The sequence below is a fragment of the uncultured Microbacterium sp. genome (genome assembly GCF_945952435.1).
Lineage (GTDB): Bacteria > Actinomycetota > Actinomycetes > Actinomycetales > Microbacteriaceae > Microbacterium.
Genome location: NZ_CAMFHZ010000001.1, coordinates 18749 through 34626, shown reverse-complemented (window position 1 = coordinate 34626; position 15878 = coordinate 18749). Strand labels below are relative to the sequence as shown.

At 72.0% G+C, this 15878-nt stretch carries 15 protein-coding genes; 10 read left to right on the top strand and 5 right to left on the bottom strand.

Annotated elements, in window-relative coordinates:
- Positions 1 to 98 precede the first annotated feature (98 nt).
- The 6 genes from Q0P88_RS00160 to Q0P88_RS00135 all read left to right on the top strand — a co-directional run bounded on the left by Q0P88_RS00160 (position 99) and on the right by Q0P88_RS00135 (position 6191).
- Complete coding sequence (locus tag Q0P88_RS00160; protein WP_295010247.1) at positions 99 to 1040, top strand: ABC transporter permease; 942 nt, start codon at positions 99 to 101, stop codon at positions 1038 to 1040.
- Positions 1037 to 2872 (top strand): dipeptide/oligopeptide/nickel ABC transporter permease/ATP-binding protein, encoded by a 1836-nt coding sequence (locus Q0P88_RS00155; protein WP_295010245.1) that lies wholly within the window; start codon positions 1037 to 1039, stop codon positions 2870 to 2872. The genes Q0P88_RS00160 and Q0P88_RS00155 overlap by 4 nt, the downstream gene beginning before the upstream one ends.
- Positions 2869 to 3702: a dipeptide/oligopeptide/nickel ABC transporter ATP-binding protein gene (locus Q0P88_RS00150; RefSeq protein WP_295010243.1), complete on the top strand. Its 834-nt coding sequence runs from the start codon at positions 2869 to 2871 to the stop codon at positions 3700 to 3702. Before Q0P88_RS00155 ends, Q0P88_RS00150 begins: the two co-directional genes overlap by 4 nt.
- 77 nt (positions 3703 to 3779) lie before the next feature.
- The gene (locus Q0P88_RS00145; RefSeq protein ID WP_295010241.1) at positions 3780 to 4367 is read left to right on the top strand and encodes a TetR/AcrR family transcriptional regulator; all 588 of its coding nucleotides are present in this window, start codon (positions 3780 to 3782) and stop codon (positions 4365 to 4367) included.
- A 46-nt stretch (positions 4368 to 4413) separates the two neighbouring features.
- Entirely contained in the window at positions 4414 to 5136 is a 723-nt protein-coding gene (locus Q0P88_RS00140) for an alpha/beta fold hydrolase (RefSeq protein WP_295010239.1), read from the top strand.
- Between the two features lie 71 nt (positions 5137 to 5207).
- A complete protein-coding gene (locus Q0P88_RS00135; RefSeq protein ID WP_295010237.1) occupies positions 5208 to 6191 on the top strand; it encodes a methyltransferase dimerization domain-containing protein in 984 nt (327 codons plus the stop codon).
- Between the two features lie 36 nt (positions 6192 to 6227).
- On the opposite strand, the gene Q0P88_RS00130 is transcribed toward Q0P88_RS00135, so the two are convergent.
- Complete coding sequence (locus tag Q0P88_RS00130) at positions 6228 to 7562, bottom strand: amidohydrolase (protein WP_295010235.1); 1335 nt, start codon at positions 7560 to 7562, stop codon at positions 6228 to 6230.
- A gap of 232 nt (positions 7563 to 7794) precedes the next feature.
- On the opposite strand from Q0P88_RS00130, the gene Q0P88_RS00125 reads away from it, so the two are divergent.
- The 3 genes from Q0P88_RS00125 (at position 7795) to Q0P88_RS00115 (ending at position 11105) form a co-directional block, all read left to right on the top strand.
- Complete coding sequence (locus Q0P88_RS00125; protein ID WP_295010233.1) at positions 7795 to 9249, top strand: glyceraldehyde-3-phosphate dehydrogenase; 1455 nt, start codon at positions 7795 to 7797, stop codon at positions 9247 to 9249.
- Positions 9250 to 9441: 192 nt separating this feature from the next.
- On the top strand, positions 9442 to 10110 hold the full coding sequence (locus Q0P88_RS00120; RefSeq protein WP_295010231.1) for a response regulator transcription factor: 669 nt from the start codon (positions 9442 to 9444) through the stop codon (positions 10108 to 10110).
- On the top strand, positions 10107 to 11105 hold the full coding sequence (locus Q0P88_RS00115; RefSeq protein WP_295010229.1) for a sensor histidine kinase KdpD: 999 nt from the start codon (positions 10107 to 10109) through the stop codon (positions 11103 to 11105). The genes Q0P88_RS00120 and Q0P88_RS00115 overlap by 4 nt, the downstream gene beginning before the upstream one ends.
- A gap of 49 nt (positions 11106 to 11154) precedes the next feature.
- Here Q0P88_RS00115 and Q0P88_RS00110 read toward each other — a convergent pair whose 3' ends face one another.
- The 3 genes from Q0P88_RS00110 to Q0P88_RS00100 are packed head-to-tail and all read right to left on the bottom strand — an operon-like array spanning position 11155 to position 13934.
- Positions 11155 to 11961, bottom strand: a complete 807-nt coding sequence (locus Q0P88_RS00110) for an FAD:protein FMN transferase (RefSeq protein ID WP_295010227.1) — start codon at positions 11959 to 11961, stop codon at positions 11155 to 11157.
- Positions 11958 to 12500, bottom strand: coding sequence for an FMN-binding protein (locus tag Q0P88_RS00105; protein ID WP_295010225.1), 543 nt, complete (start codon positions 12498 to 12500; stop codon positions 11958 to 11960). The genes Q0P88_RS00110 and Q0P88_RS00105 overlap by 4 nt, the downstream gene beginning before the upstream one ends.
- An 18-nt stretch (positions 12501 to 12518) precedes the next feature.
- Positions 12519 to 13934 (bottom strand): ferredoxin reductase family protein, encoded by a 1416-nt coding sequence (locus Q0P88_RS00100; RefSeq protein WP_295010223.1) that lies wholly within the window; start codon positions 13932 to 13934, stop codon positions 12519 to 12521.
- A gap of 146 nt (positions 13935 to 14080) precedes the next feature.
- Here Q0P88_RS00100 and Q0P88_RS00095 point away from each other — a divergent pair, with 146 nt between their 5' ends.
- The gene (locus tag Q0P88_RS00095) at positions 14081 to 15151 is read left to right on the top strand and encodes a winged helix DNA-binding domain-containing protein (RefSeq protein WP_295010221.1); all 1071 of its coding nucleotides are present in this window, start codon (positions 14081 to 14083) and stop codon (positions 15149 to 15151) included.
- Positions 15152 to 15190: 39 nt separating this feature from the next.
- Here Q0P88_RS00095 and Q0P88_RS00090 read toward each other — a convergent pair whose 3' ends face one another.
- Positions 15191 to 15877: an SDR family oxidoreductase gene (locus Q0P88_RS00090; protein ID WP_295010219.1), complete on the bottom strand. Its 687-nt coding sequence runs from the start codon at positions 15875 to 15877 to the stop codon at positions 15191 to 15193.
- Position 15878: the final 1 nt, after the last annotated feature.

Sequence of the window (15878 nt, the reverse complement as noted above, 5' to 3'; positions counted from 1 at the left end):
GACTCCGACGGCGTCCGGGACGGCACACGGCTCCCCCCAGGATCGCCGCGTGTCGTCCCGGACCGCTCGCTCCACGACCGCCACCCCGAGAGGCTCCCATGCTCCTGTTCACCGCGAAACGACTGCTCTCCGGCGTCGTGCTGCTCGTGGTGGTGTCGGTTGCGACGTTCTTCCTCGCCCATCTGGCGATCAAGGATCCGACCGCCGCCCTGCTCGGCACCACCGCGAGCCCTGCCCAGCAGGCGGCGCTGGCCACGAAGATCGGCATCGACCGCCCGCTGCTCGTCCAGTTCTGGGACTGGTTCTCGCACCTGCTCACGGGCGATTTCGGATCCTCCTGGCGCAACTTCCAGCCCGTGGGCGCGCAGCTCGCGATCAAGGTCCCCGTGACGCTCTCCGTCGTCACGTTCGCCACGCTCCTCACGGCCGTGCTGGGCATCGCCTTCGGCATGATCACGGGACTGCGCCCGGGAACGTGGTTCGACCGGATCCTCAAGGGGGTGTCGGTCGTGCTGTTCGCCCTGCCCGGCTTCTGGGTCAGCCTGGTGCTCGTGCTGTGGTTCGCGGTGCAGCTGAAGTGGTTCCCCGCCGTCGGCTACGTGCAGCCCGCGCAGTCGGTCGAGGGGTGGATCCGATCGCTCACCCTGCCCGCCGTCTCCCTCGCCCTCGGCGGCGTGGTGGCCGTCTCGGAGCAGCTGCGCAACGCCGTGATCGCCCAGACCAGGCAGGACTGGGTCCGCACGCTCCGCAGCAGAGGGCTCTCGGCGACGAGGGTCAACCTGCACATCCTGCGCAACGCCTCTCCCGCCGCGCTCACGGTCATCGCGCTGATGTTCGTGGGACTTCTGAGCGGCGCGATCGTGGTCGAGCAGATCTTCAGCCTCCCCGGCATCGGCCAGCTCACGAACCAGTCCTCGCAGAACGGCGATATCCCGATGCTGCTGGGTATCACGGTCGTGTCGATCGTGTTCGTCGTGATCATCAACCTCCTGCTCGATCTCGTGCTCGGCTGGATCAACCCGAAGGTGCGTGTCGCATGACTACCACCGACATCCGCGTCGCCTACGAGCGCGCCCGGCGCCGCCGCCGTTCCGGACTCCTCCTGCGGTTCCTGCGCCACCCCGGCGGCATCGTGCCGCTGGCCGTCTTCGTGCTCATCGTGCTCGTCGGCGTGTTCGCGCCGCTGCTCGCGCCGATGGATCCGAACTTCGTCGACCTCGCCGCGGCGAAGGCCCCTCCGTCGGCCGCGCACCTGCTCGGCGCCGACTCGACCGGGAGAGACATCCTGAGCCGCCTGCTCTACGGCACGAGGATCACGCTCTGGGGCGCGCTCATCACGATCGTCACGGCCGTCGTGATCGGCGTCCCGACCGGCGTCGCCGCCGGGTACTTCCGCGGCGCCTTCGACCGCGCGGCGACCTGGGTCAGCGACGCGCTCCAGTCCATCCCCGGAATGATCATCCTCCTCGTGGTCGCGGCGGGAAGCCGCAACAACTTCGAACTGCTCATGGTCACGGTCGGCGTGTTCATGGTCCCGGGCTACTTCCGCATCGCGCGGTCGCAGACCCTCGCGGTCCGCGAGGAGCCGTACATCGACGCGGCGCGCGTCTCCGGCCTCTCGGACCTGCGGATCATCTCGCGGCACGTCGTCACCGCCGTCTACGCACCCGTCATCATCCAGACCGCCCTCACGGCGGGTATCGCGATGGGCATGCAGGCCGGTCTGCAGTTCCTCGGCATCGGCGACTCGAACGTGCCGAGCTGGGGCGCGATGATGCTCGAGGGCTTCCGTCTGATGCTCACCTACCCGCTGATGCTGCTCTGGCCCTCGGCCGCCCTCGGCGTGACGATCGCGGTGCTGGCGATCATGGGATCGACGCTCGCCGAGCTCGTCCAGGTCCGCACGCCCCGGGTGCGCCGGCGTCGCGCGGCCGCGGCGGCCGTCACCGCGTCCGCCCCCGCCACCGGTGTCGTGCGGTACGGCCCCGAGGCCTCGGTGCTGCGCGTGGAGAACCTCCGGGTCCGCCACGCGACGCCGAACGGCGAGGTCGAGGTCGTGCACGGCGTCACCCTGGACGTCGCGGCCGGGGAGGTGGTCGGCATCGTCGGCGAGTCGGGATCGGGTAAGTCCCAGACCGTCTTCTCCGTGCTCGACCTGCTCCCCGCGAGCGGCACGAGCACAGCCGATGCGCTGCGGATCGCCGGACGCGACGTGACGGCGGCGAGTGCCGCGGAGCGCCGCGCGCTGCTGGGGCGTGAGCTCGGCTACATCCCGCAGGAGCCGATGAGCAACCTCGACCCCTCGTACACGATCGGTCAGCAGCTCGTCGAGCCGCTGCGCCGCGTGCACGGCCTGAGCGCCGCCGAGGCGAAGGCCAGGGCGCGCGAGGTGCTGCGCCGTGTGGGCCTCACGGATCCGGATCGCGTGATGCGCAGCTACCCGCACCAGGTCTCCGGGGGGATGGCGCAGCGGGTGCTCATCGCCGGGGCGATCTCCGGGAGGCCCTCGATCCTCATCGCGGACGAACCCACGACGGCCCTGGACGTGACCGTGCAGGCCGAGGTGCTCGAACTGCTCCGCGAACTGCAGCAGGAGTACGGCATGGCGCTGCTGATCGTGACGCACGACTTCGGCGTCGTCGCGGACGTCTGCGACCGCGTGATCGTCATGCGCGACGGCGAGATCGTCGAGCAGGGTGACGTGGACCCGCTGTTCGCCGATCCGCAGCAGCCCTATACGCGGGAGCTGATCGCCGCATCGCTCGACGACGCGCCGGGCAGGGCGGCGCTCGATGCCGGCGGACGCGACGAGGGTCCTGGCGCGCACGGCGCGGAGACCGGACACGATGCGAAGACGGAGGTGCGCGCATGACCGCGCTGTTGGAGGTCGACGCTCTCGTCGTCGAGTACGGCCGAGGGCGGTCGGCGTTCCGTGCGCTGCGCGGCGTCTCGCTGGACATCGCACCGGGGGAGTGCCTGGGGCTCGTCGGGGAGTCGGGGTCGGGCAAGTCGACGCTCGGCAAGGCGATCCTGGGCCTCGCGCCCGCGACGAGCGGTCGGATCCGCTTCGACAGACGCGACATCACGGCGCTGCGCGGCGCGGAGCGGCGTGCGCTCGCGAAGGACGTGCAGGTGGTGTTCCAGGATCCGTACGGCTCCCTCAACCCTGCCATGACGATCGGCGACGTCCTGGCGGAGCCCCTGCACGCGAGCGGCGTCGGAGCGAGGGAGGCGACGCGCCGGGTGCGGGAGATGCTCGACCGCGTGCGTCTGCCGGAGTCGGCGATGGACCGTTACCCCAGCGAGTTCTCCGGCGGGCAGCGCCAGCGGGTGGCGATCGCGCGGGCGCTCGTGCGCCGCCCGCGGCTCGTCGTCTGCGACGAGCCCGTGAGCGCGCTCGACCTCACGACCCAGGCCGCGGTCCTCGATCTGTTCATCGAACTGCAGCGCGAGACGGGCGTGGCCTATCTGTTCGTCTCGCACGATCTCGGGGTCGTGCATCGGGTCTGCCACCGCGTCGCGGTGCTGTACCACGGCGAGATCGTGGAGGTCGGCGAGGGCGAGCAGGTCACGCGTCACCCGGTGCACCCGTACTCCGAGCGGCTGCGGCTGGCCACGCCGGTCGCCGACCCGGCCCGTCAGCGCGCGCGCCGATCCCAGTGGCTCGCTCTGCGTGAGGTCGCGGATGCCCCGGTACGGTAGCAGGCAGCGATCCTGCGCCTCCGTGGCCGGCCGCCGGAGACCCGTCGAGCCGCAGGCCGCCCTGCCGGAAGGAATCCATGCCCAAGATCATCGATCACGACCAGCGTCGCCGCGAGATCGTCGAAGTCGCCAAGGGGATCATCCTCAAGGGCGGGTTCGAGGCAGCGACCATGCGCAGCATCGCGGCCGAGGCCGGCTTCGCGAACGGCGCGCTCAAGCACTACTTCCCGGGCAAGGAGAGCATCGTCGCGGCCACGTTCGAGACGATCCTGGCGCAGATCTCGGACGGCGTTCTCGACGCGGGCGCGCCCCAGAGCAGTGCGGAGGCGACGCTGCGCGCCTTCCTGGAGGCGACGATCCCGCAGGATCCGGAGCAGATCGCCGCGGGCAGGGTGCTGCTGGCGCTCTGGGAGTACGCGATGTCGAACGAGCAGCTCGCCGACCTCTACCGCGGCCACCTGCGCGCGTGGCGCACGGCGCTGGTGGCACGGATGGAGGCCGCCCGCGCCGAGGGCGCCATCCGCGACCAGGACTTCGGTCTGCTCGCGAACGAGTACATCTCGACGGCTGTGGGCGCGACCGTCATCAACCTCATGTACCCGGACGGCGATCGCATCGCCGACTACCGGGCCTATATCGACCGGTTCCTGGCGCGGCTGCGCTGACCCCGCCCGGGGCGGCCTCCGCGCGATGCAGAGAGGAGGGCGCCCGATGAACGGTGTACCCGCGACCGCCCTGTCCGTCACCCGCACGACCGGCTCCGGTCGCCCCGTCGTGTTCCTGCACGGCCTCGCGTCGTCCGCCCTCGTCGACTGGCCCGATGCGGAGTGGTCGGAGACGTTCCCCGGGCGTCCCAGGGTGCTCGTCGACCTTCCGGCGCACGGGGCCAGCCCCGACGCGGGCGTCCTCTCGACCTCCGGCGTCGTGGAGCTGATCGTGCAGGCCGTGCGCGACGCGGTCGGGGCGGGGCCGGTCGACGTCGTCGGCTATTCGCTGGGCGCGCGGCTCGGATGGGCGCTCGCAACTCGCCCGGAGCTGGCGGTGCGGCGCATCGTGCTCGGCGGGCTCAGCCCGAGCGAGCCGTTCGTCCTCGTCGACCTGCCCGCCGCGCGCGCCGCCGTCGCCGGGGGTGAGGCGCCCGCGGATCCGCTGACGGGCATGATCCTCGCGATGGCGTCGTCCCCGGGCAATCGTCCCGGTGCGCTCCTGGATCTGATCGAAGGGCTGTCGTCCGACCCGTTCGACCCGGCCGTCGGGGCGCCCGAACAGCCCGTGCTGCTGCTCGGAGGCGACGGGGATCCGATGGCGCAGGGCATCGACGCGCTCGCGGCGGCGCTCCCCGACGCGCGCGTCGAGCGCGTGCCGGGGGACCACCTCGCCGCGCTGCATTCTCCGGAGCTCCGCGCCGCGGTGCACCGCTTCCTCGGCGACTGAGCCTGCTCCACCCCCGCAGGGCGCGCTCCGCGCTTTATTTACAACAAACGTAGACAAATGAAAGGCATCCCATGACGACCACCCCCGACGCCACCCGCGTCCTCGACATCGCGACCGGCTACATGGCCTCGCAGCAGCTGTTCCAGGCGAGCCGCATCGGCCTCTTCGCCGCGATCGCCGACGGTGCCGATACCGTGCCGGCGCTCGCCGCGACGACCGGCGTGAGCGAGCGGATCGCCCGGATCCTCGCCGACGCCATGACCGGACAGGGCCTGCTCACCCGCGCGGACGGGGTGTACGCGCTAACCCCCGACGCCGCCGCGTACCTCACCGGCTCGTCGGCGCAGCTCGACCTCGCGCCGTTCCTCGCCTTCCTCGGCGAGATCAGCTACCCGCACTGGCTGCAGTTCCCGCGCACGGTCGACACGACCGAACCCGGTGAGCTCGCGATGGACGACGCCCGCTGGGGCACGTTCATGGCCGGGGTCATGACGTACAACGCCCTGCACGCCCAGGAGTTCGGCCGCCTCGTCGATCTGTCCGGGGCCGAGAACGCCCTCGACTTCGGCGGTCTCTCCGCGGGCTTCGCGCTCGAGGTGATGGCACGCAACCCCGCGCTGCACACGACGTTCCTCTATGCCCCCGGGTTCGAGGCCGGGGTGGCCGAGGCCGTGGCGGAGGCCGGAGTCGCGGATCGTGCCACGGTCGCCACGGGCGAGACGGCGACGACCCGGCCGGAGGGCGCGTACGACCTCGTCCTCGCCAACCACGTGATCCACCGCTTCTCCGCCGAGGAGAACGCGCAGATCTTCCGCAACCTGCGGGCCGCTGCCTCCGCGGGCGCCACGCTCACCGTGCTCGACTTCTTCCTCGACGAGGACGCGGAGCAGCGCGGGATCGACGCACTCCACGCGGGGGAGTACCTCGTCATCGACGGGACGATCGTCTACCCCGAGTCCGAGGTGCGCGGGTGGCTGGAGGACGCGGGCTGGGAGGTGCGCGAGAAGATCGCACTGCCGGCGAGTCCGCGCGTCCTCATCGCCACCGCGGTCTGAGCCCGGCGGGCGGCGCAGCGGACGCGCCGCCCGCCGTCAGTCGACGCGGGCCGTATCCCGCTCGAACACCGTGCGGCCGTCGACGATCGTCCGCACCACGCCGATGCCGGAGACGTCGTGGCCCGGCTCGACGGGATCGGCGTCCAGGATCGCGAGGTCCGCGACCTTGCCGATCTCCAGCGATCCCTTCCACGTCTGCGCACCGTCCTGCCGGGCGGGATCGAGCGTCATCCTCCGCAGCACCGCCGCACGTGCGCCGGCATCGTCCCGGCCGAGCAGCGCGAGGGACGCGTCGAACGACACCCGCCAGTCCGGCGTGGCGATCGGGGCGTCGCTCGTGATCGTCGTGAGTGCGCCGGCGTCGATCATGGCGGCGAGAGGCCATGCGGCCGCGGTGCGCTCCGCGCCGAGCTGGAGCTCGGCCCACTGCCTGGTGTGCCGCGCGATCAGGGGCTGCACGGCGAATCCCACGTTGAGCGCCCTGGCGCGCGCGATCTGATCCGGTCGGGCGAGGTCTCCGTGCACGACGTACGACGGCGGGGCGTCGGGATGCGGCGCACGCTCCTCGAACACCCGCAGGAACTCCTCGATCGACCGGTCGCCCGTCGCGTGCACGGCGACCTGCTCGCCGCGGGAGATCGCAGTCGCGATCATGCGCCGGTACGCGTCGAGCGCGCTCCCCGCCCCGGTGGTCAGCAGCGCCCCCGCGGTGCCGTCCGGGTAGGGCTCGCTCACCCAGGCGGTCGACATCGGAGGGATCCCGTCGGCGAAGATCTTCACCCCGGTGATCGCCAGCCAACGGGGATCGGTGCGGGGTGGCGGCGCGGCGATCCCGCGCTCGAACGCGGCGAGGTCGGCTGCCCCGTCCAGCGTGCCGAACAGTCGCAGCAGCGTCACCCGCGCCGTCCGGGCGCCGCCGCGGTGCAGCTCGAGGTAGGCGTCCATCATCGCGCTGCCGAAGCAGCCGGTCTCGCCGTCGTCCTCCCCGGGGCCGATCCCCGGCTCCGTGTAACTCGTGATGCCGAGCTCCGCGAGCAGCGCCCAGGCGGTGCGCAGGGCGTGCGAGCGCTCCTGCGCGGTGCGCACGAGCGCTCCCTGCGGCTGATGGCCGTGCGGATCCTCGGAGAAGAAGAGGTGCGGCCAGCGGGCACCGAGCCACGCCGCGTGCAGATGCGCGTCGTTGATCCCGGGGATCGCGGTGCGCCCGTCCAGATCGAGGTGTTCGGCCGCCCGGAGCCGACGCGCATCGGCGCCGAGGGCGACGATGCGTCCGTCGCGGATCGCGAGGGCGTCGGTGACGCTGTCGCGGGCGTCGACGGTGCGGATCCGTCCACCGTGGAGGAGCAGGTCGGCCTCGTCGCTACGCAGCATGTCCTTCATTATTCCACCAATGTAGACGAAAGAATGCGCCACGCCGACCTCCCGTCCGACGACGGGAGGGGCGCCTCCGGATCGGTGCCTTACCCAGCGCATAAGAACGGCGGATCTTGCCCCGCCGCGTGGCGCCCGGTCGCGTCTCCCGGCACCTAGCGTGGAACGTGGGCAGATCCGCCCTCCCGATCCGCGCCGGGACTCCCCGGCCGCACCCTCTGCAAGGACCCCGATGAACGACTTCGCCGCGCGCCGCGACGACTGGAAGGCCAGAGAAGAACTCGCCGAGCGGATGATCCCGCTCATCGGCGGACTGAACCGGGATCGCGACGTCGTCACGTCGCTGCACGGGCATCGCCTCCTCGGACTCTCCACGACCGAGATCCTCGAGGTGCATGAGCGGGTGGAGGGACTCGGACACGGCGAGCTTGCCCTCGAGGAGACGCTCGCGGTGCTGGAGGCGCTGCGCGAGCTGCGCCCGTCGGCCGCCTCGCTCGACGTCGCGCGCCTCGTCGAGAGCGCGCGCGATAGCGGCGACCTCCGGGAGCACCTCCGTGCCGAGCTCGCGCCCGCGCTCGGCGACGGCGAGACCGGCCCGACCGAGCCGACCGATGTCGTGCTCTACGGCTTCGGGCGGATCGGGCGTCTGCTCGCCCGCATCCTCATCGCGCACACGGGCGGCGGCAGCGGTCTCCGCCTGCGCGCGATCGTCGTGCGCAAGGGATCGGACAACGACCTCGTCAAGCGCGCCTCGCTGCTGCTGCGCGACTCCGTGCACGGCCGCTTCGAGGGCACGGTCGAGGTCGACGAGGAGAACGCGCAGCTCATCGCGAACGGCACCCGGATCCAGGTGATCTACTCGAACGACCCCGCGACGATCGACTACACGGCCTACGGGATCCACGACGCGATCGTCGTCGACAACACCGGACGCTGGCGCGACGAGGCAGGGCTGAGCCGACACCTCCTCTCGACAGGTGTCGCCCGGGTTCTGCTGACCGCGCCCGGCAAGGGCGACCTGAAGAACATCGTGCACGGGATCAACCACGACACGATCGCGCCGTCCGACCGGATCCTCTCCGCGGCCTCCTGCACCACCAACGCGATCACCCCGGTGCTGAAGGCCGTCGACGAGGCCTACGGCATCGTGCGCGGCCACGTCGAGACGGTGCACTCGTTCACGAACGACCAGAACCTCATCGACAACTTCCACTCCGGCGACCGCCGCGGGCGCTCCGCGGTGCTGAACATGGTGATCACCGAGACGGGCGCGGCCAAGGCCGTCGCCCGTGCCTTGCCCGAGCTGGCGGGCAAGCTCACCGGATCCGCGATCCGCGTGCCCACCCCCGACGTGTCCCTCGCCGTGCTGCACCTGACGCTCGAACGTCCGGCGGAGAAGGCGGAGATCAACGACTACCTGCGTCGCGTCTCGCTGCACTCGAAGCTGCGCCAGCAGATCGACTACGTGGAGTCGCCCGAGGTGGTCTCCACCGACTTCGTCGGCTCGCACCGCGCCGGGATCGTCGACGGCCTCGCCACCATCGCGAACGGCACCGACGTGATCCTCTACGTCTGGTACGACAACGAGTTCGGCTACTCCAGCCAGGTCATCCGGGTGCTCGAGGTCATGGCGGGATCGCACCCCGTCGTGCTGCCCGTGCGCCGCGAGGTCACGCTGCACGGCTGACCGGCCGGGAGCGACCCCTTCCTTCCGTCTATTTCTGCTGAACTGCGGTTTCTCGGCCTCGGAAGCCGCAGTTCGGCGCAAACAGACGGCTCAGGGGCTAGACGGATCCGGGCCGCGCCCGCACCCGCGGACGGCGCGTTTCTGGGTGTGATCTTGGAGCATCCGTGGTGGGATCGGGGATGAGGAGGCCCCATGTCCGATGCCCGCCCGCGGCTGCTCTACGTCGAGGACGATGCCTCGATCGCCGAGATGACGATCGAGGTGCTCTCGGAGACGTACGCGGTCGATCACGTGGCGGACGGCGCCGTGGCGCTGCGCCGTGCCCTCGCCGAGCGCTACGACGTGATGGTCGTCGATCGACGCCTCCCCGGCCTCGAGGGGACGGCGTTCGTCGCAGCGATCCGCACCGCGCGGATCACGACACCCGTGCTTCTGCTCACCGCGCTCGGCGCGGTCGCCGACCGCGTCGACGGTCTCGACGCGGGCGCGAACGACTACCTCGCCAAACCGTTCGACTTCGAGGAGCTGCTGGCCCGCCTGCGAGCACTCCGCCGCGGCTTCCAGGCCGAGGGACGTCGGAGGGAGATCGGCGACTGGACGTTCGTGCCCGACTCCTGGACGCTGCACTCGCCGGAGGGGCTGCGCGTCGCACTGACCGCGACCGAGGCGGCGTTCCTGGAGTTCCTGTCCGCGAGTCCGGAGCGGGTCTTCAGCCGCGCGGAGATCCTGCGCGCGGTGTTCACCACGGCCGACGGGGTGGGCACCGTCGACACCTACGTGCACTACATCCGGCGCAAGACGACGATCGAGATGATCGAGACCGTGCGAGGCCGGGGCTATCGCGTCGGGGTGCCGTCATGAGCGCGTCGGCGGATCGGGAGAGCGTGCGCCGGTCCGCGCGGCAGATCGGCTGGTGGATCGGGATCGCCTCGGCGGTCGTGATCGCCGCCGGGGTCGGCATCCTCGTCGCGGTCATCCTCTCGACCTCGCGGCCGGACGGGGACGGCCGCGGCGGTCGGAGCGGCCAGGGCCGGGGCGGCGATCTCGACCACGTCGTGGTCGACGTGGATCGCGTGCTGCCGTGGGTGCTCGTCCTCGGCGTGCTCGGTGTCGTCCTCCTCGGGCTCGTCGCCTGGTTTGCCGCGCGCCGGGCGGTGGCGCCGCTCGCCCGCGCGCTGCAGGCGCAACGCGATTTCGTCGCCGACGCCAGTCACGAACTGCGCACGCCGTTGACGGCGCTCTCGAGCCGCGTGCAGATCGCACAGCGCCGGCTGGCGCGGGGGGAGCCGGTCGACGACGCCCTCGAACGCCTGCGCCGGGACACCCTCGCGATGGACGCGGTGCTGACCGAACTGCTCGTCGCCGCACAGGCGGACCGCGGGGTGGCCGGTCCGACCGAGGCTGCGGAAGCGGCGCCCGCGATCGACGCGGCGGTCGAGCTCATCCGTCCCCTTGCCGAGGAGGCGGGCGTCGTCATGCGCGGCCGAGCCGTGCCAGGGCTCGTCGTCGGTGTTCCGGCGGTCACCCTGACCCGACTGTGCACCGCGCTGCTCGACAACGCGGTGCAGCACGCCCCGGCGGGAAGTGCCGTCGAGCTCTCCGCGCAGAACGGGGCGGGCGGGATGGTCGACATCCGCGTGGCCGACCGCGGGCCCGGCGTCCGCGCCGAGGATCGGGAGCGCATCTTCACGCGGTTCGGTCGCGGACCCGAGTCGGGTCGTCGCCGCGGATTCGGACTCGGTCTCGCGCTGGTCCGCGACGTGGCCCTCCGCTACGGAGGCGGCGTGGACATCGAGACCACCTCCTCCGACGGCACGGTCTTCCTGCTCCGCCTGCCCGCACACGCACGTCCGTGAAGCCGAGGGCTCGCCCGCGCCAGGGCGGATCCGTCCTCGCGCGGGCGGATCAGAGCGCCGGCGCGATCTCGACGCCGTGCGTCCACCGGCGCACGCGGCCATCCTCCGCGATGAGCATCCCGGAGCAGTCGGGCGCGTCGCGGAGCCAGGTCAGGTCGTCGAAGCCGGCGACCACCGCGACCGTCGCCCAGGCGTCCGCATCGCTCAATCGGTCGGCGATCACCGTCGCGCTGGGCGGGGACAGGAGGGGCGAGCGGCCGTCCGCGCCGACCCGTCGGGGATCGACGATGTGCGCGCCGCGCTCCGCGGGCCCGGACGTCGCGACCGCGCCGTCGCGGATCGGCACGGTCGCCCGGACCGCGCCGGGGTGGCGCGGGTCGGCGATCCCGACCCGCCAGATCCAGTCCTCGCCGGGTGCCGTCAGCAGCTGCATGTCGCCGCCGGCGGACAGCCCCGCCGCGACGATGCCCTCCTCGGAGAGCAGGGGGCGGAGGCGGCGGGTCGTCGCACGCTCGACCGCCCATCCCTTGACGTAGCCCGTCGGATCGAACCAGCCGTCGCGGTACGCGTCGAAGCGCCCTCGGCTCGCGGCGCACAGCTGCGCGCACGCCTCCGACACGTCCGCGAGCAGCGGGTCCGCCAGCGCGGCGTCCATGCCGCCGTCGCGCAGCAACGAGATCTCCGAGTCCGCGCGGAACGGCGAGAACAGCGCATCCATCGCGTGCAGGTCGTCGAGTGCGCCGGACATGGCACGGCGCACGACCGCGCTCGCGGAGGGGGAGGTCGTGAGCACATGCACGCTCGCGACCGTCCCCATGAGTTCGGCGGTGCGGACGTGACGGTGCGGAGCGGTCATGCCTTCGCCTGGTCGAGCGCGCTCTGCAGCGATTGCGCGTAGCCGTTCGAAGTGAACGTGGCGCCGGAGACCATGTCGATCTGCGCCGACTGCGCGGCCTTCGTCTCGGCGACGAGCTGGGGGATCGCCTGCGCGTTGATCTCCTGATCCCGCCGTTCGGAGTCGGGGTACTCGGGCACGGACACGTCGGCGATCCGTCCGCCCGAGACCGTGATCTGCACCTGGACAGGTCCGTAGCGGGTGTCGACGGCCTGCCCGGTGAAGGTGCCGTCCGCGAGTCCGGTGCCCGAGGCGGAGGACGAGGATCCCCCGGCCGAGGTCGATCCGTCGGTCGAGGAGCCCGAGGACGACGTTCCGGAGGCGGCCGAGCCGGTGCCCGAGGAGCCGGATCCGGACGACGAGGCCGTTCCGCTAGACCCGGTCGTGGACGGGCTCTTCGCGGCGGCGACCGGCGCCGTCGCGTCCAACGACGTCCGGTAGCTGAACAGCAGCACGAGTCCGGTCATCGTGGCGAGCACGGCGTAGACGATCCTCTTCATGTTCTCTTCTCCTCGGTCTCAGATGCTGAAGGCTTCGCTGTGGATGCGCGCGGCCGGGACGCCTGCGGCGCGGAGGTCCCGCTGCAGGGAGCGCATCCAGGGGATCGGCCCGCACAGGTACACGTCGTACGCGGAGAGGTCGCCGGCGATGCGCCGCAGGAGGTCGGGGCCGTCCCAGCGCGCGTGCGTCGCAGGGACCCATTCCGGCCCGCCCGTCGCCGCGCGGTGGCCGGGAAGGGCGTAGTGCACGAGTCCGCGTTCGAGGGCCAGCCGGTCGATCTCCGCGCGCCGCAAACCGTGCGCGACGGTGTGGTCGCGGGTGACGAGGATGGCCTCTCCCGGCGCATACGGCTCCGCCTGGAGCAGCGCCACGAGGGGGGCGACGCCGGCGCCGGCGCCGAGCATGAGCAGGCGGGTGCCGCGGCGGCGCTCGCCGGTCATGCGGCCGTAGGGCCCCTCGACGAGCACCCGCGTCCCCGGCCGCAGATCGGCGAGCCGGTCGGTGCCGTCGCCGACCCGACGCGCGGAGAGGACGAGCTCGTTGCCGACGGGCGCGGCCGCCAGCGAGAACGGGTGCCCGCGGGTCCAGCCGGGGCCGTCGAGGAAACGCCACACGAAGAACTGCCCCGCGCGCGCGCCCGACCGACGGACCCCGCGACCGGCGACGCGCACGCTCACCCCGTCGACGCCGTCGGGAGCGACCGCCACGACCCGCAGTCCGTGACGGGCGCTGCGGATCAGCGGCACCGCGATCCGGAACCACAGCACGCACGCGGCGGCGACGGCCCACAGCGACCACCAGTAGACGGTCGCCGCGGGCGAGGCGGTGAAGTCGGCTCCGGTCCACAGCATGTGCGGGATCGCGAGCCCGACGCCCAGATAGCCGTAGAGGTGCAGCAGGTGCCAGGACTCGTACCGCAGACGCCGCCGCGCCCGCCGGATCGAGGTCACGACGACCAGGATCAGCAGCGCGGTGCCTGCCGTGGCCAGCAGCATGCCCGGATAGTCCCAGACGAACTCCCACGCCTGCACGAGCAGGTTCGTGTGCGAGGTCGCCGCGTAGCCGACCGTGATCAGGACGAGGTGGGCCAGTAACAGCCAGAACGACCAGAATCCGACCACACGGTGGAGTCTCGTGATCCCGTCCCGGCCGAAGCCATGCTCGAAGAGCGGCACGCGGGCCATCAGCAGCACCTGGTAGAGGAGGAGGTTCGCGGAGACGAGGCCGGTCAGACGGCCGAGGGTCGTCGCGCTGTCGCCGTCGAACGCGAGGAGGGACTGGATCCCCGCGCCGCTCACCCAGAGAGCGAGCACGAACAGGCTCGTCGCCCAGATCGCCCCGACGGCGGCCAGGTTCCACGCCGTCGTGCGCCGTGAGGACGATCCTCGCGCGCCGAGGGCGGAGACGGGAGCGAGTGCGGTGAGGGCGGCCATGAGTCCAGGGTTCCCGGGCGTTTGACAGAGTGGTCCAAGAATCCGCCCTCTTGAGCGCAGTCATAGCGGACTCATCGGATTCGGGCATCAGCGCGGACCTGCCGCTCCTGGTGCGCGATGTCGGAGGCGCACGGCATCATGTCCTCATGACCGCCCTGCTCGCCGAACGGCTGCGCTCGCACCGGCTCACCGCGCCGGCGCGAGGTCCGGTCGAGGCGGCGCGCCACATGCTGGCGGTGCAGGGCCAGGAGTTCCTCGCCGCGCGGTGGGCCCTGGGGATCCGATCCTCGGGCGCGCCGACCCTCTCCGCCGTCGACCGCGCCTTCGATCGCGGAGAGCTCGTGCGCACCCACACCATGCGCGGAACGCTGCACGTGCTCCCCGCGGAAGACGTGCGCTGGGTGCTGTCGGTCACGGGCGATCGGCAGCTCCGCCAGGACGCGACCCGGCAGCGCCAACTCGGCATCGACGCCGCGCTCGTCGCCCGTGTCGAGGCCGCGTTCCGCGAGCGGCTCGCCGACGGAGGGCGCACCAGGGCCCAGCTCTTCGACGACCTCGCCGAGATCGGCGTCGATCCGGCGGGGCAGCGCGGCATGCACCTCATCTACGCGCTCAACGTGCGGGGGATCCTCGTGCAGGGACCGGTCGTGCACCGCGAGGACGCGGTCTCCCGCGAGCAGCTGTTCGTGCTCGCCGACGAATGGATCCCCGAGACGACGGCACCGGCGGATCCGCTCGCCGAGCTGTTCGTCCGCTACGTCGACGGGCACGGACCTGCGACCGTCGAGGACTTCGCGTGGTGGTCGGGTCTGCCGATCACCGTGGCGCGCGAGGCGGCCGAACGCGCGCGGACGCGGGTGACCGAGAAGACGGAGGGCCTGTTCCTCGGCGCACCGCGCCCGCGCCGTGCGAGCGGCGCCGACGATGCGGCGACACTCGCCCTGCCGATGTTCGACGAGTACTACATCTCCTACGCCGACCGGTCGGCGTACGCGTCGGCGCAGAGCATGGCGCTGATCGGCCCCGGGAAGAACGGGATGGTGCGCGCGAGTCTGCTCTCCGCGGGGCGCATCGCCGGCGTCTGGACGCACTCCGCCGCGGTGGGACGGCACCGGGATGATCCGATCCCGGAGCTGTTCGACGGAGAGCCGACGCCCGATCCCGCGGCCGTCGCCGCGGCGCTGCGCCGTTACGCCGCCTTCGTTTCGGCGCACTGACGGGAAGCCCCCGCGCGACCGCGGGGAGGAGGCTCCGCTTCAGAACTCGGCGGAGAACGCGCCGTCGGACTTGACCAGCTGGCCGGAGACCCAGCGCCCCTCAGAGGAGAGCAGGAAGTCCACAAGGGCGGCGACATCGGCCGGGCGGCCGAGGCGACCCTGCGGGGTGAGGCCCGCCAGATGCGCGCGGATCCCGTCGTCCATCCATCCCGTGTCGATCGGCCCCGGGTCCAGAACGTTCGCGGAGATCCCGCGGGGTCCGAGCTCGCGCGCCGCCGAGATGACGATGCGGTCGAGCGCTCCCTTGGAGGCTCCGTAGGGGAGATTCCCGGTCACGTGGTCGCTGGTGAGGGCGAAGATCGCGCCGCCGTCGGCGCCGGCCTGGCGCGCGAACGCGGCGATCAACAGCAGGGCGGCACGGGCGTTGACGGCGACGTGCCGGTCGAAGCTCTCCGCTGTCGTGTCGAGGATCCCCGACTCCACGTCGTGGGCGTGACTCAGCACGAGTGCCGAGATCGTTCCGTGTTCGCGCACGACCTCGGCGATGAGGGACTCGGGGCCGTCCGCGGTCGACAGATCCGCCGGGACGTCGGCGTCGCGCAGATCGCTGGTGACGACGGTCCAGCCGCTCCGACGCAGGCGCGGCACGATCTCCGCCGCGATGCTGTCGGCGCGCGCGGCGCCGGTGACGAGGGCGGGGGCGTGCCCCGACCTTAGCCGAGGCACC